Source organism: Nocardiopsis sp. NPDC006198 (genome assembly GCF_040613895.1).
Taxonomy (GTDB): domain Bacteria; phylum Actinomycetota; class Actinomycetes; order Streptosporangiales; family Streptosporangiaceae; genus Nocardiopsis; species Nocardiopsis tropica.
In genome coordinates this window covers 34,701-56,640 of record NZ_JBEXSY010000046.1, presented here as the reverse complement: position 1 = coordinate 56,640, position 21,940 = coordinate 34,701, and the positions used below count along the sequence as shown (strand labels likewise).

Here is a 21,940-nt window from a genome sequence, read left to right as displayed (position 1 = left end):
GCGGGCGCAGGCCCGGGCCCAGGCCCCCTCACGAAAGTGACGACGACATGAAACCCGCCACCTATCCGGGCGCCGGTCGCCGCCCACGGGGCGGCCCGCGGTCAGGCCGGCTCGGACAGGCGCGCCGCCAGGCCGCGCACGCAGTCGTCCAGGGTCCGGTCGAGTACGGCCCGGTCGCCGGTGGCCGACCACAGGTCGCCCAGACCGGTGGCCAGCACCATGATCGTGGTCGCGATCTCCCGGGCGGGGCGGGCGAGCGCCACGCCGGAGGCGGCCGACCACTCCGCTATCCGCTCGGCGGCGGCGCCCACGTACCTCTCGTGCTCCCAGCCCGGCAGGTCGGCCAGCGCCGGGTCGCGGCGGGCCAGGGCGATGAGCTCGCCGAGCATCGCGTGGTGCCCCGGGTCGGTGCGCACGCTCTCCAGCTGCGCCTCCAGGACGTTGCGCAGCACGCCTTCCAGGTCGGTCGACCGGGAGGAGCGGCGCCGGGCGCTTTCGACCGAGCGGTCCGCCTCGCTCTGCAGCAGGGCGCGGACCAGCGCCGTCTTCGTGCCGAAGCAGTAGTGGACCGAGCCGTGCGGCACGCCGGCGCGTTCGGCGATGGCGCGGGTGGTGGCGGCCGCCACCCCCTGCTCGCGCATCACCTCCGCCGCCGCGGTGAGCAGCTGGGCGCGTCGTTGTTCGATGGGCAGGTGCTCGCGCACCGCCGCCGTGTCTCGCCTGGTCGCCATGGGGTGCAAGATTACACGGGCAACTTTTGGCCACTTGGCCAAAAATGGGGGTAGTCTGTGGGCACCACCGACGACGGGAGAGCGATCATGCACATCAGACAGGCCGGCGCGGACGACGTCGCGGCCTCCGCCGCGATCCTGGCCGAGGCGTTCGAGGACGACCCGCTCCTGCACGACTTCGTGCCCGCCGGCCCGGACCGGCGCTCACGCCTGGCCCTGCTCTTCGGCGCCCTGATGCGCAAGGGGGCGCTGCGCCACGGCGCGGTGGACGTGGCCGAGGTCCCGGGCGAGGGCATCGTCGGGGTCGCGGTGTGGGAGGGGCCGGGCCGGGCTCCCGGGGCGGGGTGGGCCACCCTGCGGGAGGCCTGCACCCTCGTGCGGGCCATGGGCGTACGGGGGCTGGTGTCCTCGCGTCCCGTACTGAGGGCCTTCGCACGGCACCGGCCCGAGCGCGCGCACTGGTACCTGGACCAGATCGGGGTCTCCGCCGCAGGACGCGGCCGGGGCGTGGGCGGCGCCCTCCTGGCCCACGGGCTGGAGCGGGCCGACCGCGAGGGCCTGCCCGCGTACCTGGTCTCGTCCACCGAGCACAACCGCCGCCTGTACCGCCGCCACGGTTTCGGGGACGGGGAGATCGTCGCGGGCGCGCGCGGCGCGGTCCCGATGGCGATGCTGCGCGAACCGGGAAGCGTCGCACCGGCCTGACCGGTCCGGGGACGCCGTCGGGCCCCGCCGGCGAAGGCGGGGGCTCCCCCGCCCCCTGGGGGCGCAGGAGGCCCGTGCCCCCGCCGGGGCCGGACCTCGCCCCCCGGGGGCCCGTGTTCGGAGCATGGCGCGGCCGGACGTGACCCGCTTCACATACCCGGCGGCCACGGGGGTGTCACGCCCGGCCCGCCCGCCCCCGTCCTTGCAGTGTCACCCTCGACACCGCAAGGAGAACACCATGCAGGCCCGACTCGACCTCTTCGGCAACGCCCTCGCGGCGAAACTCATGAAGCACATCGCCTCGGCGGGCAGGGCCATCGGGGAATCGACTCTCCCCCGCACCACCCAGGAGCTGGTGCAGCTCCGCGTCAGCCAGATCAACGGCTGCGCCTTCTGCACCGACATGCACACCAAGGAGGCGGCACGGGCCGGGGAGACGGCCGTGCGCATCAACCTGGTCGCCGTCTGGCGGGAGGCCACGGTCTTCACCGACGCCGAGCGCGCCGCCCTGGAACTGGCCGAGCAGGGCACCCGCATCGCCGACGCCGCCGGCGGGGTGGACGACGGGGCGTGGGAGAAGGCCGCCGAGCACTACGACGAGGACCAGCTGGTCGCCCTGGTCTCCCTCATCTCCTTCATGAACACCGTCAACCGGCTGAACGTCATGGTCCAGACCCCCGCGGGCGACTACCGGCCCGGACAGTTCGGCTGACCCCGCCCGCCCCGGCCCCGCGGAGGACGCCGCTCCCCGCCCCACGGCGGGGCGGGCCCTCCGCGGACCGCACGGCGTTGCGCCCGATTCCCACCTCAATGAGATTCAAACCACCGATTTCAGAATCAGTGTCCAAAAAGTTACCAAGTGTCCTACCCTGATTCCCGGCGTGGCGTCGCCCCGACGCCACCGCGGTTCAGGGGGAGGACCCGTGGCTCGAGGCAGACGTGCGGGAATGGCGCCGCGCTGGCGCAACCGGTGGCTGGCCGCGGGCGCCGCCGCGGGGCTCATGCTGTCCGCGTACGTGCTCGTCGGAGCCACCGACCCCGGGGCGGGCCCCGGAGCCGCGCGCTGCCAGGCCGCCCACGACAAACGGGAGATGCGCGGCGCGTGGCTCACCACCGTCGGCAACATCGACTGGCCCTCCGAACCCGGGCTGAGCGCCGACGAGCAGCGGGCCGAGATGGACGAGCGCCTCGACGAGGCGGACGAACTCGGACTGAACACCGTCTTCCTGCACGTGCGCCCCACCGCCGACGCGGTCTACGAGTCCGAGCTGGAGCCCTGGTCCCGCTACCTCACCGGCGAGCAGGGCGGCGACCCCGGCTACGACCCTCTGGAGTACGCCGTCGAGCAGGCGCACGAGCGCGGGCTGGAGCTGCACGCCTGGTTCAACCCCTACCGGGTCGGCCTGAACTCCGACATCGAGGAGATGGCCGAGGACCACCCGGTCGAGGAGAACCCGGACTGGCTGGTCGAGTACGGCGGCGAGGGCTTCCTCGACCCGGGCAACCCGGAGGTCCGGGAGTGGGTCACCGGCGTCATCATGGACGTCGTCGAGCGCTACGACATCGACGGGGTCCACTTCGACGACTTCTTCTACCCCTACCCCAAGGACGGGGAGGAGTTCGACGACGACGCCAGCTGGCAGGAGCACGGCGACGGCTTCGACGACCGCGAGGACTGGCGGCGCGACAACGTCAACCGGCTCGTGGAGGGCGTGCACGACCGGATCCAGGACACCGAGCCGTGGGTCCGCTTCGGGATCTCCCCGTTCGGCATCTGGCGCAACGACGGCAGCGACCCCACCGGGTCGGCGACCTCCGGCCTGGAGTCCTACGCCGCCCAGCACGCCGACACCCGCACCTGGATCAGGGAGGGGATGGTCGACTACGTCGTCCCCCAGCTGTACTGGGAGCGCGGGTTCGGTGCCGCCGACTACGAGGAGCTCGTCCCCTGGTGGGCCTCGGAGGTCGAGGGCACCGGCGTGGACCTCTACATCGGCCAGGCCGCCTACCGGGTCGGCGAGAGCGGCTGGCGCGAGGACGACTCCCTCAGTACCCAGCTCGACTACTCCGAGGACTTCCCCGAGGTCGGGGGCGACGTCTACTTCTCCTTCACCTCCCTCACCGGCGCCGCCGAAGAGGCCTACGAGCACCTGGCCGAGGAGCACTACGCCGACCCGGCGCTCCCGCCCGTGGCCGACCCCTCCCGCGAGGGGCAGCCCCTGACCGGCGCCGTGACCGGGCTGACCGCCACCGCCGACGGCGACGGCACCGGGCTGGAGTGGGACGAGGTCAACGGCGCCCGGTCCTACGCCGTCTACCGGCTCGACCCGGACGAGGCGGCCCTGATCGCGTCGGGGGACGCGGAGGACCGCTGCGAGGCCCTGTCCGCCGACAACCTCGTCGAGGTGACCGGCCGCACCTCCCTGGAGGGGCTCCCCTCCGGCGAGGACGCCCCGGAGGGAACCGCGTACGCGGTCACCGCCCTGGACGACTACCGGGTCGAGGGACCGGTCGGGGCCCTCGCCGACCCGCGCGGCTGACCCCTGCGGGGGCCGCCGGTCCACGCGCTCCCCGGACCGGCCCCGCCCGGAGCGCGTGGCCCCCGCACCGCGGTGGGCGTGCGCCCCCGAAGCGGTCGCGGCGGCCCTGGACCAGGGCCGCGGGCAGGCGCTCCGCGCGCCGCGTGTCGTCGTACGCCGTCGCCGCCGGGAACCCCGGCGTGGCGCAGAGCGAGGCCGACGACCTCGTCAACCGTGCCGTGCGGCGGAGTGATCCCCGGCCCCGGATTTCGGCGACTCGTCACCACACGTCCGGCAGAAAACTGCTGGTGTGCGATGCCGAACCCGACCCCGCCGAGCACCATTCCGAGTGCTCTCGGACCGTGTCTCCCCCGAGCCGCTGGCCCGATGCCGGCTGAGGCCCACACGGAACAGCTTTCGTGATGTGAGTGCCCGCGCGGGCACATCCCCGAGGAGCCCCTTGTGGAGACCTTCGCCCTGAACGACGGCCGCGAGATGCCCAAACTCGGCATCGGCCTCAACCAGGTCCCTTCCGCCGACGTCGGGCCAGCGCTGTCCTACGCGTTCGAGGTCGGCTACCGCTCGGTCGACACCGCCAACACGTACTTGAACGAGCGTGCTGTCGGCCAGGCCGTCCGCCACAGCGGCTTGCCGCGAGAGGACATCTTCCTGACCACCAAGCTGTGGTCCACCGACTCCGGGTACACGAAGACCTCGACCGCGATCGACCGCACTCTGAAGCGGCTCGACACCGACTACCTGGACCTCCTGCTGCTGCACCAGCAGTACGGCGACTACAACGGTGCGTGGAGAGCGCTGCAGGAGGCCGTCGCCGCGGGCAGGGTGCGCTCGATAGGCATCAGCAACTTCAATCTCACAAGGCTGACCGATCTCACCGGCAGGGCGACGATCATGCCCGCCGTGGCGCAGCTGGAACGTCACCCCTACTTCCAGCAGCAGGAGCTGAAGGCGTTCCTCGAGCGGTTCGGCATCGTCGTTGAGTCCTGGTTCCCCCTCGGGCGCGGGGACAAGGGGCTGCTGGCGGAACCCCTCTTCGCGGAGCTCGGACGCAAGTACGGGAAGTCACCCGTGCAGGTGATCCTGCGGTGGCACGTCCAGGACGACGGCATCGTCATCCCCGGCTCCACGAACCCGGCCCATATCCGGTCCAATTTCGAGCTGTTCGACTTCGAGCTGACACCCGAGGAGATGGACCGGATCACCGCGATGGACCGGAACAAACGATTCCACAACCTGCCCGAATTCCTCGAGAGGATCATTTTTCAGTCCATGCGCATGGACTACGACAAGAAGCAGCGCTGATCCACGGGCCGCCGGGTCCGCCCCCGGGCCGTACCCGGGGAGGCCCCGGTCCCAGGCGCGGGCCGACCTGGGCCGCGCGTTGGACGCGAGCCGGCCTGTTCTCCTCCTGCCGCACGCCTCCCGCTGGTAGCGTCCGTGCTCCCACAGCCGAGAGGGGGTCTCCGATGGAGCCGCTACCCGAACGCCCGCTCACCCTGGAAGAGATCCAGGGGTACGTGGCGAGGATGGAGGTGGAGCGCGGGTTCTCCGACAGCACGCTGATCGAGCAGGCTCTGAAACTGGCGGAGGAGACGGGCGAGGTGTGCAAGGCCGTGCGCAAGCACTCCGTCCTCGGCGTCGACCCCCACAGCACGGTGGGCCCTCTGGGCGAGGAACTGGCCGACGTGCTGATCTACGTCGCGGCTCTCGCGAACAGGGCGGGCATCGACCTGAGTCACGCGTTGCGCGACAAGGAAACGGTGAACGAGAACCGCACCTGGCGGTGAGGTCAAGCGGTGTGCCCACGCCGCACCCCGGACACGCCGCCTGTGACGGCGTGGATCTGGCGGATGGTGCCGATGAGCAGCACGTGCCGGACCGAACGGGCCGAAGGGCCGCAGTCGCGCCAGGCGCAGAACCCCGACTCCGACACCCCCAGCACCCGGAGGACGACCTGGACCGGATGGCCTTCGGTGGCCATCACCGCGATCGCCTCGAACCGTCTTTTGGGGCACCACCTTTCCCAAGCGTGCACGGAGTCCAGGCAATTCCCTACCTTCTGGCGCAAATGGTGCTTTGCATTGACAAGGTCGTCCATGTCTCTCACCTCGACGGGATGGACTGTTCCGAAACGCCGAGGTTCACTGTCGATACCGGTAGACGCTGGCTTTGTCCTCCAGCGCGCATAGGGCATGGCGCGTGCGTTCCCACACATCCTCGCGTAGAGGCCTGGCCGCCTGCTCAAGCGTGTACCAGCCAACGGCCTGCAGCTCGGGATCCCTCGGCCGCAACTCGCGCGCCACCCGTGGGGTGACCGCCCCTCCGTCGAAGACGAACATGATCAGATCGTCCCACGGCCCGTGCGGGGCGACCCACTCCACACTCAATAGCTCCCCTATTTCGACAATGAGCCCCACCTCATCATTCACCTCTCTCCGAGCTGCGTTGTGAGGTGACTCGTTGGCTTCAGCCATACCGCCGGGCAGGTCCCAGAAGGGCTTGTAGACGGGATCGACCAAGAGCATGCGGCCCTGTTCATCTTGGAGCAGGACCTTCGCGGCCACCCGTTTGCGGGCCTGGATCCGGTTCCCCTCGGCCAGTTGCTCACGCCACGCGCCGGGGTCACGTACATACAGAGGTTCCTCTGCCGCCCCATCACCGCTCATGGCTCACCCCCTCCACGGCTTCTGATGTTGCGGTCCGGCCGACCACTGATGTGACTTCCTCAGCCTGCCCCTAACCAATCAGGTACGCCATTATCACATCGGTTAATGAATGACCATCGGCAGCACCGATAAATAATATCGGCACACCGATACCTCAGGCCCTTTTGTTCCTTGACGATGAACGGGTGCGGCAGCCCCTGGCGGACCAGGCGAGAGTTCCAACGGTCCGTGACCACCTCTGCTGCACGTCGTACACGGAGCCGCCGGAAGCGAGCTGGCCAGGAGGCCGACCTCCCCTCGACACCGGCACTGCACACGAACCCCATCCTTGAAATCGGAACTCCTGAGGACTGCCGATGGATACTCCCCCCGACCATGTCGTTCTCGTCGCCTCTGGCGGCCTGGACAGCACGACTCTGGCCCACCTCCTCCATGCCCGCGGCTCCCGGCTCACGTTCATGGCCGTCGACTACGGTCAGCGCCACCGCGTCGAACTGGCCTTCGCCGCATGCGCCGCTTCCCGGCTCGGTGCGGAATTTGAGCAGGTCGACCTGTCCGGCCTGACCCCGGTGCTGGCAGGTTCGGCATTGACGGACCCGTCCGTGGAGGTACCGGACGGCCACTACACCGACGAGCGGATGGCCAGCACAGTCGTGCCCAACCGCAACGCCCTGATGCTGGACCTGGCGATCGCCCTCGCCGTGTCCAGGGGCGCATCCGCTGTCGCGTTCGGTGCGCACGCCGGCGACCATCCCGTCTACCCTGACTGCCGCCCGGCGTTCGTCGAAGCGTTCCAGCAGTCGGCGCGTGTGGCCAACGAGGGGTTCCTCGCCCCCGGGTTCCAGGTACTGGCTCCGTTCCTGGCCATGACGAAGGCGCAGATCGTCTCCCTCGGCGCCGAGCTCGGGGTGCCGTTCGAGGAGACGTGGTCGTGCTACCGCGGCCAGGTGGCGCACTGTGGCCGGTGCGGGACGTGCGTGGAGCGGCGGGAGGCGTTCTCCCTGGCCGGAATCCAGGACCCGACGACCTACGCCAGCACCGACGACTCCTTGTCGGGACGGTGAGCCTGTGTACCGCATCGCGAAGGAGTTCGGCTTCAGCGCCTCCCACCAGCTCCCCCACCTGGGTCCTGAGCACAAGTGCGCGCGCCTGCACGGACACAACTACACCGTCACCGTGATCCTGTCCTCGCCCGCCCTGGACGAACGGGGGTTCATCGTCGACTTCGCCGAACTGGCCCCGGTCAAGGCGTTCCTGGAGGCCTGCTGGGACCACCGGCACCTGAACGACTGCGTTCCCGTCCCACCCACCAGCGAGCACCTGGCGAGATTCCTGTTCAACTGGTGCCGGGACAACCTCCCTCTCCCGGATGTGCAGGCGTTGGACGCGGTGCGGGTGTCGGAGTCCCACTCCACCTGGGCCGAGTACCGCCCCGGTCCACCCGGCTCGCCCTCTACGGGCGGAGCGACGGGAGGGACATCGTGAGTAGGCACAAGGAGGCGGAGAAGGCTCCCGATCAGCGAGACCTGCTCATCAGCGAGATCTTCGGGCCGACCTTCCAAGGAGAAGGGGCGTCCCTGGGGCAGCGGGCCGCGTTCGTCCGGCTGGCCGGATGCAACCTCGACTGTGGCTTCAGCCAGGGCTTCGAGGCCACCACGATGCGGTGCGACACCCCCTACTCCTGGAACTGGGAGGCGTTCGACAAGCGCAACCACAGCCACCGCACGCCCCAGATGGAGGTGGTAGAGAAGATTCGTGCGTTCGGGGCCGACCTGGTCGTCTTCACCGGCGGTGAGCCGCTGCTCCAACAGCAGGCGTTGATCTGGGTGATGGACATGTGCCGCGCGAGTGGCATGCGGGTGGAGGTGGAGACCAACGGCACGCGCATCCCCAGGGAAGCCCTGGTGGGTGTGGTCCAACGGTTCACGGTCAGTCCGAAGCTGGCGGGCAGCGCGGTTCCCTACACCCAGCGAATCCGCCCACAGGCCCTGCGCCGGTACATGTCCAGCGGCAAGGCCGTCTTCAAGTTCGTGGCCGCCGACCGGGGCGACTTGGAGGAGGTGGCGGCTTTGGAGCGTGACCTGGGGCTGGCGCCGATCTGGATCATGCCCGAGGGCACGACGGCCGAGGCCGTGCTCGAACGCGGCCGGGAACTGGCCGATCCGGTGCTGGAGCGGGGATGGAACCTCACCACGCGCCTGCACACGCTGCTGTGGGGTGATGAGCGTGGACGCTGAGTCCAACGGCGGGCCTGGACGGGGCCGTCGTTCCTCTCACCGCGGGTCGCGCGTGCAGTGGTGCAGACCCGAAAGCGGCGGTGTGGGGATCGTTCCTGCCGCCCAGACGAGCCCCACCGTAGCCCACGCCCGGCCCGCGCGCCACTCCCTCATGCCGTTGTTGGGCGAACGCCAGCTCGCCCAGGCCCTGCGCCGCGCTGCCCGCCATTCCTCCTCCCCAGGGGCGGACGGGATGACGTGGGGGCAGTTCCGCAAGATCGCCGGGCAGCGCATCCCCGAGCTGGCCCGTGCCCTGCGCGAGGGCACGTGGGAGCCGCAGCCGGTACGTCCCCTCACCGTCACCACCTACACCGGCAAGCTCATGCCCGCAGCCATCCCGACCGTGCAGGACCGCGTCGTGCACGGCGCACTGCGAGCGGCGGCGGAGCCGGTGTTGGAGGCATGGGCGTTCCACGACTGGGTGTCCGGCTACCGGCCCAAGCGCAGCCGCATCACCGCCGTGCGCCACGCCGCACGCCATAGAGGGGCCGGCCTGGGGTGGGTGGCTGATGTGGATGTGCAGCGGGTGAGCGAGGGCGGCGACGTGGAGGAGGTGATCGGGTGGTTGGCCTCCTACATCAAGGACGGCGCCTTCCTGGCCCGGTTCGCCACCGCACTCCGGGAACTGCCCTCACCGCTCGTCCCGGGGACCGGGTTGTGGCCGCTGCTGCTGAACCTGCGGCTGCACCAGGTCGATGTCCCCCTGTCCGACCTGCCCGTGGTGCGCTTCGCGGACAACTACTGCGTCTTCGCCTCCGACGAGGCCGAGGCCGAGCGGTCGATGGCGCGCATCGTCCAGGCGCTGGCCTCGGCCGGGTTGTCCCACCACCCGGACAAGAGTCGCGTCCGGGCGGTGGTCAACCCCGAAGACCTGTTCCTGATCGGAGGCTGAGCGTGACACCTGCGTTCTCGGAGCCGACCTGGATCTTGGTGCCCGGCGGTACCTGCCTGTTCGGTGACAACGCCAAGCCCCTACCGGTGCCGACCCTGCTGTGGTCCACCACTCCGGTGCCGCACGGCTGGGTCGAACAGGACCGGCCGGATCGTGCGGCCCTCCCGCAAACCGGCATCACCCACGCCGAAGCCGCCACCGTGGCACGCCGGTTCGGGGGACGCCTGCCCACCTCGGTGGAGTGGGAGTGGATGGCCACAGGGGCCCGGCGTCGCCTCTACCCCTGGGGCGAGGAGCCCTGGAGACTCGGTCTGGCGAACCTGGCCCCGACCGGGATGGGAGGGCCCAGCCCGGTCGGTGCGCACCTCGCGGGTGCAACCCCTGAGGGGGTGCTGGATGTGGCGGGCAACGTGTGGGAGTGGACCAGCCGAACCACCATGGGCGACGGGGCGGTGATCCGCGGTGGCTCCTACGTCTCCCAGCCCCTCTACGCCCGCTGCACCTTCCTCAACGCCGCCCCGCGCGAATTGCGCTCGCCCGGCATCGGCGTGCGGGTGGTGCGAGAGCCATGACGGGCCGCCTGTTGATCCTGGGGTGCACCCGCGACAAGCTGACGACCACGCGCCCCGTCCCCGCGATCGAGCTGTACACCGGGGACAGCGTGCCCCGGGTCCGCAACCGCCTGACCCCGAAGCGCCTGTCCCGCACCCTCTTCCTCTCGGGGCTGCACGGCCTCATCCCCGCCGATGCCCTCCTGCTCCCCTACGACCGGCGCCTGCGCCCTGAGGACACCGACCTCATCAGCGAGGCCTCCTGCTCCCGCCTGCTGGCGTTCTCCCACCTGCAAGGGGGCCCCGAACAGGTGCTTCTGGTCGCTGAGGCCGACTACCAGGCTCTGCTGGAACCGATCCTCGCCACGTGGGAGCGCACACGCATCACCCGCATCTTCGACCCCTGCGCCTGGGCCGACATCGCCCGGGTCCTGGACTCCTGGAGTTGGACATGACCAACCCGCCCTCCCTGAAACAGGTCCTCGCCACGCGAGGCAACGACCACCGCACCCACACTGCGGCGTTCGAACGCCGCACCGGCCTGGGCTGGCACGCCCCCACCCCGCCCGACGCCCCGGCGGCCCCGGTCTCGGTCGTCATCCCCGCCCACAACGTCGCCCACAGCCTGCAACAGGTCCTGGATGCCCTCCAGTGCCAGCGCACGGCCGGTCAGGTGGAGGTGATCGTGGTCGACGACGCCAGCACCGACGACACTCCCCGCATCATCACCGGCCATCCGAGGGTGGACCTCGCGCGACACCTGCCCCGACGGGTCGGTGCCGCCTCGGCCCGCAACCTCGGTGTCGCGCTGTCCTCGGCGCAGACGGTGGTGTTCGTGGACGCCGACATGGTGCTGCCCGACCACGTGCTGGCCGACATGAGCGCACGCGCCACCGCCGAGGCGGTCCTGGTGGGCTTTCGCCACAACCATCCCGCCCACCTGCCGCCCCCGGCTCCAGGGGATCGGCCCGACCTGAACGCCGACCACCGGGTGAGCTGGCGGCCCCCGGCCGGCGTCCCCCTCATGTACTCGGGGACCGTGGTGGAAGAGCGGCGCGTCTTCCACCCGCTGGACGAGACCGAGGACCTGCGGGCCCTGGGCCACGGTGCTCTCTTCCACGACTGGGACCTGCCCCGCATGGTCGTCACGGCGCTGGTGGGCGTGCCCCGCCAGGCCGTTCTGGAGGTGGGCGGCTTCGATCCGCAGTTCGGACAGGTGGGGTGGGGGTGCGAGGACACGCACCTGGGCGCCAAGCTCATCGCCCACGGGCTGCTCGTGGTGCCTCTGCGCCAGGCGGTCGGGTTCCACCTGGATCCTCCGGACGCCGAGGACCAGTGGAAGGGCAAGCTCGCCTCCCTGCCCGCGACGGTGGCCCACTACCGCCGCCACCTGGACCGGCCCGTGCCCGACCGGGGCGCGGCGATGTTCGACGAGCAGGTGCGCCCGCTGACGGACGTGTGCGAGGTGCTGCGATGAAGCGCGTCTTCGCCGCCGCCTACCGAGGCGGGCACTGCCTGGTGCACGACCCTGCGACCGGCCTCACCCACACCAGCCCCTCCCCTGTCCCGGTGGGACGGGTGGAGTTGGACGAGGGCACCGTGTCCTCATGGCCGACCGTCCACCCCGGCGAGACCGGTGCCCGCGCCCCGATCAGCGTGTGCTGGTCCCCGCTGGTGCGCTGCAACCTGAGCTGCCCGCACTGCCTGGACGACAAGACACTGGCCGAGCAGTCGTCGGCCGACCGGCTGCGCATCGCGCGGCTCCTTGCCGGATCCCAGGTCATGGGCGTGGACATCTCCGGCGGCGAACCGCTCCTGCTACGGGACCTGAGTTCACTGTGCGAGGTGCTGACCGGGGCCGGCCTGGTCGTCAGCCTCACCACCAACGGGTGGCACCTGGAGCGCAGTGCCCGTGAGCTGCGGGGGCGGGTGGACGCCGTCGCCGTCAGCCTGGACGGCCCCACCGCCCACGTGCACGACTCCTGGCGCGGGAAGGGGAGTTTCGAGCGCGCCCTCGCGGGTGTGCGCACCTGTACCCGACTGGGTCTGCGTGTCCAGCTCCAGACCGTGCTCATGGCCGACACCACCAACCACGCCCAGCAGGTGGTGGACCTGGCCGCCGACCTGGGGGCAGGTGGGGTGACGTTCTTGCAGATGCTGCCCATCGGCGACGGCGCGGCGCTCGCCCCCTCCCAGATGCTCGACGACACCGACGCTCAGAGGGTCGTGGACGGCCTCGCCACCCCCAAGGGGGCGCAGGTCCGGTTGCGGCGGCGCGATGCCGCGGGCGGGTTCAGTGTGATCCGCGCCGATGGGCGGCTGTGGCGCAACGCCCCCTCCGCCGAAGGAATCGGCGCGTTGAGGGTGCTGCGCGAGGTGGAGGATCTGACACTCGACGGCAGGGACGGTTCGGCATGACGCGCCCTTCCCCCACTCCTACCGGACGCCGCTACTTCGGGCACCGCAGGATCCACCATGTCACCGAGAGGCGGTTCGCCCAGGCCATCACCAATCTCGCTGAGCAGGTGCGCCTGGCCCACCCGCGGGTAGGACTCGTCGTCGGCATCGCCCGAGGCGGCACCCGAGCCGCCACGGCCCTCGCCGGGCTCCTGGGCATACCGTCCGCCCTCGTCTTCGCCCGCCACAACACGAGCGAGGACACCCACCTGCCCGCCTCCGGTGACGTCACGGTCGACCTCACCGACCTGCCCGCGCACCTGTCCGGCATGGCGGAAGGCACGGACGTCCTGGTGGTCGACGACATCTGCGGCAGCGGCGCCACCCTCCAGGTCCTACGCCGTGCCCTGTCCCCTCACCTGGGCGCGGACACCGCTCCGGTCGAGGCGGTGTTGTGCCGCAACCTCGGCAGCGCCCATGCCCCCGACCTGGTGGTGTGGGAGGTCGATGACTGGGTGCTCTTCCCCTGGGAGCACCGGCCCACATCCGCCCTACCACTGGTCGAGCTTCCCGCACCTTCGCAAGGGAGGACCTGATGCGACGCTCCTTCGCGTTCGTCCTGCTCTCCTATGCCCCCGACGTCGCCGCAGGCATGGAGCGGGCCACGGCCGGGCTCGCCCACGGCCTCACCCAGACGGGCCATGACGCCGTCATCATCACCGCCGCCCAGGTGCCCGACCGCCTCCCCGGGGTCGAACGCCTGCGCTCCCTGCCCCTTCCCTCCTCCGGAGAGGATGACAAGCTTCGGCGGGCCATCGTCGAGAACCAGGACGCCGTCCACCGTGAACTGGGTGCGGTGTTCACCGCCCACCGGGTGGACACGGTCGTCTATGTCGACGCCCTGTGGGGCATGGGGCGGGCCATGGCCGACCACCCGGCGCGTCGGGTCCTGGCGGTGCACGTGGTCGGGCACGACGAAGACCTTAGGCCGGCCCTCGCGGCGGCCGATGCCGTCATCGCCCCCTCCTCCACCGTGATCCGCCAGGCCACCGAACGCGGGTACCGGGCCGGGGACTGGAAGGTGGTGCCCAACAGCCTGCACCGTGAGCCCTCGTCCGCGCCGTCGCCCGCCCGGATCGAGGAACGGCGCACCCGGGGTCCTATCCGCGTGCTCGCGCGTCTGGGCGTGGAGAAGGGGGTCGACCGCCTGTTGGCTTGCCCCGCTCCCCGCGGGCACAGGGTCGACATCGCCCTGGTGCCCGCCCCCTTCGCCTCCTCCGCTGGGTTCCAGCAGCGGCTCCTGGACACGTGCCGGCGCCTGGCCGATCGCCAACCGCAGGTCCGCGTCGTCGGTGGCGTGCCGTGGGAGCGGGTCCCGGTGTGGTTGGGTCAGGCCGGGGTCGTGGTCGTGCCCTCCCTCCAGGAGACCTTCGGCCTGGTCGCCCTGGAGGCCATGAGCGTCGGGGTTCCCGTGGTGGCCCACGACGTGGGCCACTTGCCCGACCTCATCGGCACCGAAGAGGCAGCCGGAGGCGTCCTCGTGCCCCTCGGCCGTGGTGCGGAGGGTTTGTGGGAAGCCGCCCGCGACCTGCTCGCGAATCCGGTAACGTACCGTGCCAGAGCACAGGCTGCGTACTACCGCGCGCGGGACTTCCGGCCGTCCACCGTCGCTGAGTCATGCCTGAAAGCGGTACCCCGATGACGAACACGCCCCTGCTCCTGGTCGACGGCCACAACCTGTTGTGGCGCGCGGCCTTCGGCTTCCCCGCCGAGATCCGCTCCCGCGACAAGACGCGCGACCTGACCGCCGTCTTCGGTTTCTTCGCCCTGCTGCGTGTGGCCGTCCGCGACGAATTCCCCGACCTGCCCGAGGTCCTGGTGGTGTTCGACGGCGAGCACGGCAGCGACGACCGCAAGCAGGACGACGCCGACTACAAGGCCAACCGCCCCGCCGACGATGCGGCCCTCAAGCCGATCCTGGCCCTGCCGCACGTCAAACAGGGCCTGGACCTGCACGGCATTACGTGGGTCGAGATCGAGAACGCCGAGGCCGACGACGTCATCGCCAGCCTGGTGCACCTGGAACCGCAACGACCGACCCGCATCTTCTCCACCGACCGCGACTACTACCAGTTGCTCACCGACCAGGTACAGGTGCTCAACACCTGCATGCACCCCGGCAAACGCCACATCGGCCCCGCCCAGGTGAGCGAACGGTACGGCATCACCCCGGCGCAGTGGGCGTCCTTGCGTGCCCTGAGCGGGGACAAGAGCGACAACATCCCCGGCGTCACCGGCATCGGGGACAAGACCGCCGCCAAGCTCCTCGCCAACGGCGCCCAGGTCCAGGACCTGCCCGCTACGGAGCGGCTCACTGGCCGGGCCGGGGAACGTGTCCGCGCCCAGTGGGAGCAGGTCCTCACCTGGCACCGGATGATCACCATGGACACCTCCGTCCCCCTCCCGGCCAAACCCTCCAACGCTCCGTCTCCTCCGCTGCCCGCGCCCGCCGCAGTCGTGGAGGAGCTGGAGCTGTGGTGAGGCCGCCCGGGTCGGTGATGACGGTCATGGCCCACCCCGACGACGCCGAACTGTGGGCCGGAGGGTACCTGGCCCTGTGCGCCCGCACCGGTTCCCAGGTCACCGTTACCCTGCCCCGCCATGACCCCGAACGCGACGCCGAGGCCGAGGCCGGGGCCGCCGTGCTCGGCGCGCGGGTGCGGTGGCTCGACCACGCCGACAGTGCCGACCTGGCCGCCCTTCTGGAGCAGGAGCGGCCCGAGGTGGTCATCACGCACCCGGTGCGCGATGCCCACCCTGACCACCGCCGTGTGGCCGAGGCCCTGCTCGAAGCGCTCCCCGAGGTGGTGATCTCCACAGGGCACCCCCGGCGCGTCTACACCGCCGACTCCTACAACGGGCTCACCCTGGACGGTGCGATCGCCCCGTCGACCATGGTCGACGTCAGCGACACCTTCGAGACCAAGCTCCAGGCCTTGGCACAGCACCGGTCCCAGCCGATCACCGAGCACTTCGGCCCCATGGCCCGCACCCTCGCGCGCCTGTGGGGCGGGCGGATCGGTGTGACGCACGCGGAGAACTACACCCCGCTGCCCGTCCTGGGACGCCTCCCCCACGCCACCCACCTGTAATCGTTCCCCCGCGAACCACACAGGAGTTCCGCATGCCCGGACCCGGCTCTGCCGTGTACCAGTACAGCACCCTGACCTCCTCTGCCCAGGCCATTACTGCCCAGTCCCTGCTCACCTCCGGCACGCTCGACTCGATCGGCGGCCACCACCTCCAACAGCTCGAAGACCGCGTGGCCGACCTGACCGGCCGCTCCGGGGCGATGTCCTGCGCCAGCGCCTCCGCCGCCCTCGAACTCACCCTGCGCGCCCTGGACCTGGGGCCGGGCGATGAGGTGATCATTCCCGAGGTGGCGTGGGTGTCGTTGGGGGCCGCCATCGACCACGTCGGCGCACGGGTGCGGGTCGCGCCGGTGGGCAGGGACCTCACCCCCCGGTGGGAGGACCTGGCCGCGCTCATCGGCCCGTCCACCCGGGCCGTGATCCTCGCGCACCTGCGTGGACGCCCCGCACCGGACACCGAACGCATCACCGGAGAGCTCCAGCGCCGCAGCATCCTCCTGATCGAGGACTGCGCCCAGGCCTGGGGGGTCACCGTCGCCGGGCGCCCCGCCGGTGCTCGCGGTACCGTCGCGGTCTTCTCCCTCAACCACCACAAGCTCGTCTCCACCGGCGAGGGCGGCCTCGTGGTCACCGACGACACCGTCCTGCTGGAGCGGCTGCGGGCCCTGGCCGGGGACACCCGCATCGCCCTGCCCGGCCGGTGGCGGACCAGCCTGCGCCTCAGTGAACTCCACGCGGCCCTGGCCCTGCCCCAGCTCGACTTCCTCCCCGAGCTGACCGGGCACCTGCGCCGGCTCCAACACCGGCTCGGCGTCGCCGCCTCGGCCTCAGCGCTCACCACCCACATCCTCCCCGAGCCGGGAGAGTGTGGGGAGGCGAACGGGTCCCTGCTGGGGATGTGGGTGCACGACGCCGACACGGCGCGGGAGTTGTCCGACCGGTTCTTCTCCCTGGGCGTCCCCTCCTGGCATCCGCGCGAGGGCGACCTGCACCTGGCCTCCTCCTGGCCCACCCGCGCCGAAGGATCGCGCGTCGACCTCGGCTCCTACCTCGACATGGGTGTCCCCTACCTGCCCCAGGAGCACCACGACGCGTTCCTGGCCGCGTTCACCGCCACCCTGTCCGAAGTGGCCCACACCCGAGGCGGTGCGCATGCCTGATCAGCTCCCCGTCCGGTGCGTGATCGTGGGGTGCGGGATGGTCGCCCAGGAGTACATGGCCACCCTCACCGCCCACCCCGACCAGGTGCGGGTGACGGCGTGTGCGGACCTGGACCCCGAACGGGCCCGCGTCTTCGCCGACCGCCACGACCTGACACCCGTCACGGTCGAACAGGCCGTGGAGGGGATGGCGGGCGACCTCGTCGTCATCCTCACCCCACCCCACACCCACCTTGCGCTGGCAGAACGGGCGGTGACCGCGGGGGTCGCGGTGTACCTGGAAAAACCCCTCGGGGACGACGCGGCGGCCGCGCGCCGCCTTCTGGACCGCGCCCAGGCACAGGGCGTGCCCATCGGGTGCGCACCGGATACGACCCTGGCCCCGCCGGCACGCCTGGCGGCGCAGTTGATCGAGGAGGGGAGACTCGGGAGCGTCACCAGCGCCGGCGCCACGCTGGTCGGGCCGGGCCCGGAGAGCTGGCACCCGACACCCCAGACCCTCTACGCGGAAGGCGTCGGGCCGTTGCGGGACATGGGGCCCTATTACCTGAGCATGCTGGTCCACCTGCTCGGCCCCGTCTCCACCGTGCACGGCTCCGCGCAGCACCACCGCACACCCCGGCGCACCCTTGGCGGCGAGAGCTTCCCGGCACAGTCCCCGACCCACGTCAACTCCCTGCTCAGCTTCGCCTCCGGTGCCTCGGCCACGCTCACGGTCGGCTGGGACGGGTCCGTCTCCGCTACACCGCACTTGGAGATCCGCGGAACCGACGCGACGCTGGCGCTCCCCGACCCCAACTTCCACCACGGCGCCCTGAGGCTGCGCCGCTCCTGGCGCGAACCCTGGGAGGAACTCCACCCGCCCGCAGCCGACCCACCGCCCGGCCGCGGCATCGGTGTCCTGGCCACCGCCAGCCACCTCACCACACCCCATCCCCAGTGGGAGAGCGCCGAGCTGGCGCTCCACGTCCTCCACCTCATCGAAGCCATCGAGCACGCGGCCACCCGCGAGCCCTACCCGGTTCCCGCCCACCCCCGATGACAGAAGAGGCACCATGGTCCATCGCTCTGCACCCCACCTGCGGGACAGCGCCCACGCCTACCCGCAGGAAACAGCCTGGTGCCGCCTGTCCCAGTACCTGGGCGAGGCCTTCCAACCCCGCCTGCTGGACTTCGACGAACTCCGCCGGCACCTCGACCGGGAGTGGTGCGACCTCGGCCCGAACTTCTACACCCACAGCCAGGGCTACCTCTACGACCTGACCCACTTCCACTACATGCAGGCCAAACGTACCTTCCTCCATGCCCTGCGGGCCTTCGCCGACCACCACCGGCTCACCACGATCGCGGACGTGGGCTGCGGCATCGGCCTGGATGCACAGGCACTCCTGAACACGGGTTACGACGTCCACGCCTACGACTTGGACAATCCCTCCCTGGCCTACGCGCGGTGGCGCTTCGACCTGGACATGGGAGCAGGCGAACGCGTCCACGACCTGGCAGAGTTCCCCGGGCGCGCCTACGACCTGGTGTACGCGGCCGACGTGATCGGCCACAGCTCCGCCCCGGACACCACTATCGTCGCGTTGTTCCACGCCGGCCGGTACGTCTGCGTCACGCTGCCGCCCCACGACGATCGCCACCGCTACGGGCTCGCCGACCTGCACCCTCAACTGGACCACGAACACGTGCTGCCCCTGATGCAGCGCCACGGTGAGCTGGTCCGGCTGGAGAGCACCCCGGGAAGCACCATTTCCTTCTGGCGAAGCCTTCCCCTCACCTCAGGCCACACCACATCGGAACCCTGACCAGCGGCGACACGGGCGAGCGCGCGCAGGACAAGGAGGAGCCCTGAGGCCCCAGCCTCCGGGGTCTGATCAGGCACTGCCTGGTGATCGCACTCACGCGGCGGGCGTCCACGGCCATGGACGCTTCCCGCGGCGGCCTCGCAAACAGTCGATCCGGATCTGGGCTTCGGTGCGCATCCGCTCCTGGACGGAGTGTTGGACGAAATACAAGGTCATCCGCAACTCGCGGAGGTCGCGCATGAGAGTGAAGCCGGGCCAGTCGGTGACGTCGTGCCCGCCGTAGACGCGGACGAAGCGGTCGTACGCTCCCCTGCTGAGCCAGGGCACCGAGCTGGTCTTGATGGCGGTGGAGACGAGGTCCCATTCGGGCAGGCCGACAGAGCAGCGCTCCAGGTCGAGCAGAACGGCGCCGTGGGCATGTCGGGCGACGTTGCCGATCCAGGCGTCGCCGTGGACCACGGTGTGGGGGCGACCGGCGGGAAGTCGGGACCAGGCTTCGCGCAGGGAGTCCAGACGATTCCTCAGCCAAGCCACATCGTCGTCGGCCAGGCCCACGGCGTCATCGATGCGCTGGGGCAGGCGGACGAACGGGTCGAGGTGCCCCAGGTCGAGGTGGGTGGGGAGTGGGAGTGCGTGGAGGTCGCGTAGGAGATGCGCGACGTCCTCGACGGTTCCGGGGGTGTGTTCGGGCAGTACTTCCCAGAAGGTGACCGCGCGGCCTTCGACCACGACGGGTTGCTCCACGTTCAAGGGTGTGGTGACGGGGAACCCGTGATCGGTGAGCCAGCGCGCGACTACGACCTCTCGGCGGGCCGCCTTCTCCTGTCCGGGGCGGGCTATGCGGGCAACCAGGTCGGGGAAGCCGATGATCGCGTTCTCACCGAGTCGGATGGGGGAAGCGGTGGCGAGGGATCGGTTCAGGCCCGCGTGGGTCAGGGCCTGGTCGAGGATGTGGTCGTAGGCGGTTGCGTGTGGGGGTGTCATGGGTGGGCCTCGATGCGGTCCGTGATGTGGCGGCTCAGGTCGGCGGAGTGCTGAAATGTGGTCGTGGCGAGTTCTCTCAGGTCGTCCTCGGCACGGCGGGACTGGACCTGGCCTATGTCGTCCAAAGCGCGCAGCGTGGTCCTGTGTCCTTGCTCGGGGTCGGTGCGCATCTGGAGAGAGGCGAGTTTGATGCCGGAGATGGCGCGGGAACGGCGGTAGGCGTCGGTGTGGCCCTCGACCGCAGTCTGGAGCCGTTCTTGCGCCGCGGACATCGGATGAAGCCGGGCAACGGCCAGGTCCCACAGGGCGTGTCCGGTGTCTCCTGCGTGTTGGGCGGCGTCGTAATAGCCCATCCACACCGGGGGTGACACCCGGCTTTCGGTGACGAACGCTTCATCGGCGCCGCCGATCGCGGCCAGGGTCTGTTGCTTGTCCCCGAGCTTGGCGAAGGCTCGGGCTCTAGCAGTGAGGAGCATCGCGACTTCGGATGGGGAGAGCCGGTCGGAGCGCACCAGGGCAAGCTCGGCGTAGGTGAGGCCGGCATCGGGGTCACCGCACCAGATCTCCTGGCGAGAGCGGTGGGAGAGGATCTTGGCGCGCAGGTGCCAGTCGTCAGCGTGTTCGGCTGCCTGGGTGGCGAAGGCGAACATCTTGCGGGCATCGTCGTGGGCGTAGGCGTCGAAGGCCATGAATCCGCAGACCATGGCGAGTCGGGCGACGGCTGAGAAGGTCTCTGAGCGCAGGCGGGTGGGAATGTGGCGATCCAGCAGGCCGATCGCCCAGCCGAGGTGGGCGTTGACGGCGGCGCGTGCGCTGCTGCCCCCGTAGGTGTGGTCCCATCCGGAGAAGACGGTGGAGGCTTGGTTGATCTGGTCGAGGTCTCTGGGGTGGACGGTGGCGAAGTCTGTTCGCAGGTCGGGGAGCCCGAGGACGGGGGCGGTCACTGCGCCGGTGCCGGCCACTTCGAGGAAACGTCGTCGCTTCACATCCTCCAGCTTCCCCGCTGAAGCTGTGTCAGGGACATCTCCAACTGGTTCGATCTGGGTGACCGTGGTCTCATCCGGAAAGCAATGTGCCGTTGGGTGGGGTCGAAGTGTCCCGACCCCTTCGAGTGCGGTGTTGATCTTGTCGAGGTTCTTCAGGACGGTCTTACCGGAGATGACGTCGGAGAGCGTCGACTGAGCCAGACCGGTGAGCTTGACCAGCGCCGTCAGGGACAGGTCGGTGTTCCACCGCACCAAGCGAATCACCGCAGTGGCATCCCTCTCAGCCCATGCCTGCTGCATCTCGGGGAGTTCCCACACCTCAGGCGGGATACACCGGCATCCGGATCTGAGGGTTCCTGCCACCGGGCGGCCACACGCCCGGCACACCACAGCCTCTGCCGCTGACGTTGATGAACGACCACTGGGGGACGTCGCCATGGTGGACCTAGACCTTCCGGGCGAGAGGCGGGGGCGCATGGAACAACGGTAACCACACACTAGATACTGCGCCGTGTTTGTCCGAAAAAGGACCAACGCCAGCCGCCAAGCCATTCCGCTAATACCATATCGTCCGCAGATTAGCCATCGGTGGTGCCGATATTCTTTATCGGCTCACCGATACCTCTGGGACGTGTGGAATTCCACGATGGGGCGCATGAACACAGCCCGCCCCCAGACACCGAACCGACCAAGCACTGATGACCCCCACAGTGCCTGCACGAAGAGATCGCTGCACTGGCTGTTGAACAGGGTCTCGACGTGTTCGTCTTCGCTACCGAGGGGCGCCTCATCGGTGCCGGCCCCGGGTACTACGCCCAAATGGTCGAACAGATCGCCGCGACCAGCTCCGGGCTGGTCGACGGAGCGCGCGGCTACGGTGACCACATCCGGGTCGGAGGCGTGGAGCACCTGGTCACCCGATGTGGCGAGGGAGCCCTCGTCCTGTTGCCGGTCAGCGAGGTGATCCGGGCGGGCTGTGTGACCGAGGGCAGTCGGGTGGACACCCAGATCTCCGGGCTGCCGCAGCACTCCTCCGCCCCGCCGCCGAGAGCCCGCACGCCCTGAACGCGGTACGCCATGGGTGCCCAGGGC

26 protein-coding genes are annotated in these 21,940 nt (G+C 70.3%); 21 read left to right on the top strand and 5 right to left on the bottom strand.

Annotated features, from left to right (window positions below; translation table 11 throughout):
- Positions 1-101 precede the first annotated feature (101 nt).
- Positions 102-731, bottom strand: coding sequence for a helix-turn-helix domain-containing protein (locus tag ABZ234_RS24980; protein WP_355013652.1), 630 nt, complete (start codon positions 729-731; stop codon positions 102-104).
- Positions 732-818: 87 nt separating this feature from the next.
- Here ABZ234_RS24980 and ABZ234_RS24975 point away from each other — a divergent pair, with 87 nt between their 5' ends.
- The 5 genes from ABZ234_RS24975 to ABZ234_RS24955 all read left to right on the top strand — a co-directional run bounded on the left by ABZ234_RS24975 (position 819) and on the right by ABZ234_RS24955 (position 5,763).
- Complete coding sequence (locus tag ABZ234_RS24975) at positions 819-1,436, top strand: GNAT family N-acetyltransferase (RefSeq protein ID WP_355013651.1); 618 nt, start codon at positions 819-821, stop codon at positions 1,434-1,436.
- A gap of 238 nt (positions 1,437-1,674) precedes the next feature.
- Complete coding sequence (locus ABZ234_RS24970; RefSeq protein ID WP_355013650.1) at positions 1,675-2,148, top strand: carboxymuconolactone decarboxylase family protein; 474 nt, start codon at positions 1,675-1,677, stop codon at positions 2,146-2,148.
- Positions 2,149-2,383: 235 nt separating this feature from the next.
- Positions 2,384-3,976 (top strand): family 10 glycosylhydrolase, encoded by a 1,593-nt coding sequence (locus tag ABZ234_RS24965; protein WP_355013654.1) that lies wholly within the window; start codon positions 2,384-2,386, stop codon positions 3,974-3,976.
- A gap of 441 nt (positions 3,977-4,417) precedes the next feature.
- A complete protein-coding gene (locus ABZ234_RS24960; RefSeq protein WP_355013649.1) occupies positions 4,418-5,278 on the top strand; it encodes an aldo/keto reductase in 861 nt (286 codons plus the stop codon).
- 164 nt (positions 5,279-5,442) lie between these two features.
- On the top strand, positions 5,443-5,763 hold the full coding sequence (locus tag ABZ234_RS24955; RefSeq protein WP_355013648.1) for a MazG nucleotide pyrophosphohydrolase domain-containing protein: 321 nt from the start codon (positions 5,443-5,445) through the stop codon (positions 5,761-5,763).
- Between the two features lie 2 nt (positions 5,764-5,765).
- On the opposite strand, the gene ABZ234_RS24950 is transcribed toward ABZ234_RS24955, so the two are convergent.
- Positions 5,766-6,074 (bottom strand): hypothetical protein, encoded by a 309-nt coding sequence (locus ABZ234_RS24950; RefSeq protein WP_355013647.1) that lies wholly within the window; start codon positions 6,072-6,074, stop codon positions 5,766-5,768.
- A gap of 43 nt (positions 6,075-6,117) precedes the next feature.
- Positions 6,118-6,642, bottom strand: coding sequence for an NUDIX hydrolase (locus ABZ234_RS24945; RefSeq protein ID WP_355013646.1), 525 nt, complete (start codon positions 6,640-6,642; stop codon positions 6,118-6,120).
- 356 nt (positions 6,643-6,998) lie between these two features.
- Here ABZ234_RS24945 and queC point away from each other — a divergent pair, with 356 nt between their 5' ends.
- From queC to ABZ234_RS24870, 15 genes are all read left to right on the top strand, one after another.
- Positions 6,999-7,706 (top strand): 7-cyano-7-deazaguanine synthase QueC, encoded by a 708-nt coding sequence (gene queC, locus ABZ234_RS24940; RefSeq protein ID WP_355013645.1) that lies wholly within the window; start codon positions 6,999-7,001, stop codon positions 7,704-7,706.
- Between the two features lie 4 nt (positions 7,707-7,710).
- The gene (locus tag ABZ234_RS24935; protein WP_355013644.1) at positions 7,711-8,127 is read left to right on the top strand and encodes a 6-carboxytetrahydropterin synthase; all 417 of its coding nucleotides are present in this window, start codon (positions 7,711-7,713) and stop codon (positions 8,125-8,127) included.
- Positions 8,124-8,879 (top strand): 7-carboxy-7-deazaguanine synthase QueE, encoded by a 756-nt coding sequence (locus ABZ234_RS24930; protein WP_355013643.1) that lies wholly within the window; start codon positions 8,124-8,126, stop codon positions 8,877-8,879. Before ABZ234_RS24935 ends, ABZ234_RS24930 begins: the two co-directional genes overlap by 4 nt.
- A gap of 82 nt (positions 8,880-8,961) precedes the next feature.
- Positions 8,962-9,810, top strand: coding sequence for a reverse transcriptase domain-containing protein (locus ABZ234_RS24925; protein ID WP_355013642.1), 849 nt, complete (start codon positions 8,962-8,964; stop codon positions 9,808-9,810).
- 2 nt (positions 9,811-9,812) lie between these two features.
- Positions 9,813-10,382: an SUMF1/EgtB/PvdO family nonheme iron enzyme gene (locus tag ABZ234_RS24920; protein ID WP_355013641.1), complete on the top strand. Its 570-nt coding sequence runs from the start codon at positions 9,813-9,815 to the stop codon at positions 10,380-10,382.
- Positions 10,379-10,816, top strand: a complete 438-nt coding sequence (locus ABZ234_RS24915) for a DUF6884 domain-containing protein (protein WP_355013640.1) — start codon at positions 10,379-10,381, stop codon at positions 10,814-10,816. The genes ABZ234_RS24920 and ABZ234_RS24915 overlap by 4 nt, the downstream gene beginning before the upstream one ends.
- Positions 10,813-11,838 carry a glycosyltransferase family 2 protein gene (locus tag ABZ234_RS24910; RefSeq protein ID WP_355013639.1) on the top strand — a complete coding sequence of 342 codons (1,026 nt, stop codon included), beginning with the start codon at positions 10,813-10,815 and terminating at the stop codon, positions 11,836-11,838. Before ABZ234_RS24915 ends, ABZ234_RS24910 begins: the two co-directional genes overlap by 4 nt.
- Entirely contained in the window at positions 11,835-12,779 is a 945-nt protein-coding gene (locus ABZ234_RS24905) for a radical SAM protein (protein ID WP_355013638.1), read from the top strand. The genes ABZ234_RS24910 and ABZ234_RS24905 overlap by 4 nt, the downstream gene beginning before the upstream one ends.
- Positions 12,776-13,354, top strand: coding sequence for a phosphoribosyltransferase family protein (locus ABZ234_RS24900; protein WP_355013637.1), 579 nt, complete (start codon positions 12,776-12,778; stop codon positions 13,352-13,354). The genes ABZ234_RS24905 and ABZ234_RS24900 overlap by 4 nt, the downstream gene beginning before the upstream one ends.
- The gene (locus ABZ234_RS24895) at positions 13,354-14,460 is read left to right on the top strand and encodes a glycosyltransferase family 4 protein (protein ID WP_355013636.1); all 1,107 of its coding nucleotides are present in this window, start codon (positions 13,354-13,356) and stop codon (positions 14,458-14,460) included. The genes ABZ234_RS24900 and ABZ234_RS24895 overlap by 1 nt, the downstream gene beginning before the upstream one ends.
- Positions 14,457-15,299 (top strand): 5'-3' exonuclease H3TH domain-containing protein, encoded by an 843-nt coding sequence (locus ABZ234_RS24890; protein WP_355013635.1) that lies wholly within the window; start codon positions 14,457-14,459, stop codon positions 15,297-15,299. Before ABZ234_RS24895 ends, ABZ234_RS24890 begins: the two co-directional genes overlap by 4 nt.
- Positions 15,293-15,910, top strand: coding sequence for a PIG-L deacetylase family protein (locus tag ABZ234_RS24885; protein ID WP_355013634.1), 618 nt, complete (start codon positions 15,293-15,295; stop codon positions 15,908-15,910). The genes ABZ234_RS24890 and ABZ234_RS24885 overlap by 7 nt, the downstream gene beginning before the upstream one ends.
- A 32-nt stretch (positions 15,911-15,942) precedes the next feature.
- Entirely contained in the window at positions 15,943-17,070 is a 1,128-nt protein-coding gene (locus tag ABZ234_RS24880) for an aminotransferase class I/II-fold pyridoxal phosphate-dependent enzyme (RefSeq protein ID WP_355013633.1), read from the top strand.
- Entirely contained in the window at positions 17,063-18,112 is a 1,050-nt protein-coding gene (locus ABZ234_RS24875) for a Gfo/Idh/MocA family oxidoreductase (RefSeq protein WP_355013632.1), read from the top strand. The genes ABZ234_RS24880 and ABZ234_RS24875 overlap by 8 nt, the downstream gene beginning before the upstream one ends.
- Positions 18,113-18,125: 13 nt before the next feature.
- The gene (locus ABZ234_RS24870) at positions 18,126-18,878 is read left to right on the top strand and encodes a class I SAM-dependent methyltransferase (RefSeq protein ID WP_355013631.1); all 753 of its coding nucleotides are present in this window, start codon (positions 18,126-18,128) and stop codon (positions 18,876-18,878) included.
- Positions 18,879-18,971: 93 nt separating this feature from the next.
- On the opposite strand, the gene ABZ234_RS24865 is transcribed toward ABZ234_RS24870, so the two are convergent.
- Together ABZ234_RS24865 and ABZ234_RS24860 are read right to left on the bottom strand one after the other, a co-directional pair.
- The gene (locus ABZ234_RS24865) at positions 18,972-19,862 is read right to left on the bottom strand and encodes an aminoglycoside phosphotransferase family protein (RefSeq protein ID WP_355013630.1); all 891 of its coding nucleotides are present in this window, start codon (positions 19,860-19,862) and stop codon (positions 18,972-18,974) included.
- Positions 19,859-21,148 (bottom strand): hypothetical protein, encoded by a 1,290-nt coding sequence (locus ABZ234_RS24860; RefSeq protein ID WP_355013629.1) that lies wholly within the window; start codon positions 21,146-21,148, stop codon positions 19,859-19,861. The genes ABZ234_RS24865 and ABZ234_RS24860 overlap by 4 nt, the downstream gene beginning before the upstream one ends.
- A 459-nt stretch (positions 21,149-21,607) precedes the next feature.
- Here ABZ234_RS24860 and ABZ234_RS24855 point away from each other — a divergent pair, with 459 nt between their 5' ends.
- Positions 21,608-21,913, top strand: coding sequence for a hypothetical protein (locus ABZ234_RS24855; protein WP_355013628.1), 306 nt, complete (start codon positions 21,608-21,610; stop codon positions 21,911-21,913).
- Positions 21,914-21,940 lie beyond the last annotated feature (27 nt).

Coding starts and splice junctions, on each gene's coding strand:
- ABZ234_RS24980 (WP_355013652.1), bottom strand. CDS start 731: ATGGCGACCAGGCGAGACACGGCGGCGGTGCGCGAGCACCTGCCCATC.
- ABZ234_RS24975 (WP_355013651.1), top strand. CDS start 819: ATGCACATCAGACAGGCCGGCGCGGACGACGTCGCGGCCTCCGCCGCG.
- ABZ234_RS24970 (WP_355013650.1), top strand. CDS start 1,675: ATGCAGGCCCGACTCGACCTCTTCGGCAACGCCCTCGCGGCGAAACTC.
- ABZ234_RS24965 (WP_355013654.1), top strand. CDS start 2,384: ATGGCGCCGCGCTGGCGCAACCGGTGGCTGGCCGCGGGCGCCGCCGCG.
- ABZ234_RS24955 (WP_355013648.1), top strand. CDS start 5,443: ATGGAGCCGCTACCCGAACGCCCGCTCACCCTGGAAGAGATCCAGGGG.
- ABZ234_RS24950 (WP_355013647.1), bottom strand. CDS start 6,074: ATGGACGACCTTGTCAATGCAAAGCACCATTTGCGCCAGAAGGTAGGG.
- ABZ234_RS24945 (WP_355013646.1), bottom strand. CDS start 6,642: ATGAGCGGTGATGGGGCGGCAGAGGAACCTCTGTATGTACGTGACCCC.
- queC (WP_355013645.1), top strand. CDS start 6,999: ATGGATACTCCCCCCGACCATGTCGTTCTCGTCGCCTCTGGCGGCCTG.
- ABZ234_RS24915 (WP_355013640.1), top strand. CDS start 10,379: ATGACGGGCCGCCTGTTGATCCTGGGGTGCACCCGCGACAAGCTGACG.
- ABZ234_RS24910 (WP_355013639.1), top strand. CDS start 10,813: ATGACCAACCCGCCCTCCCTGAAACAGGTCCTCGCCACGCGAGGCAAC.
- ABZ234_RS24905 (WP_355013638.1), top strand. CDS start 11,835: ATGAAGCGCGTCTTCGCCGCCGCCTACCGAGGCGGGCACTGCCTGGTG.
- ABZ234_RS24900 (WP_355013637.1), top strand. CDS start 12,776: ATGACGCGCCCTTCCCCCACTCCTACCGGACGCCGCTACTTCGGGCAC.
- ABZ234_RS24895 (WP_355013636.1), top strand. CDS start 13,354: ATGCGACGCTCCTTCGCGTTCGTCCTGCTCTCCTATGCCCCCGACGTC.
- ABZ234_RS24890 (WP_355013635.1), top strand. CDS start 14,457: ATGACGAACACGCCCCTGCTCCTGGTCGACGGCCACAACCTGTTGTGG.
- ABZ234_RS24880 (WP_355013633.1), top strand. CDS start 15,943: ATGCCCGGACCCGGCTCTGCCGTGTACCAGTACAGCACCCTGACCTCC.
- ABZ234_RS24875 (WP_355013632.1), top strand. CDS start 17,063: ATGCCTGATCAGCTCCCCGTCCGGTGCGTGATCGTGGGGTGCGGGATG.
- ABZ234_RS24870 (WP_355013631.1), top strand. CDS start 18,126: ATGGTCCATCGCTCTGCACCCCACCTGCGGGACAGCGCCCACGCCTAC.
- ABZ234_RS24865 (WP_355013630.1), bottom strand. CDS start 19,862: ATGACACCCCCACACGCAACCGCCTACGACCACATCCTCGACCAGGCC.
- ABZ234_RS24860 (WP_355013629.1), bottom strand. CDS start 21,148: ATGCAGCAGGCATGGGCTGAGAGGGATGCCACTGCGGTGATTCGCTTG.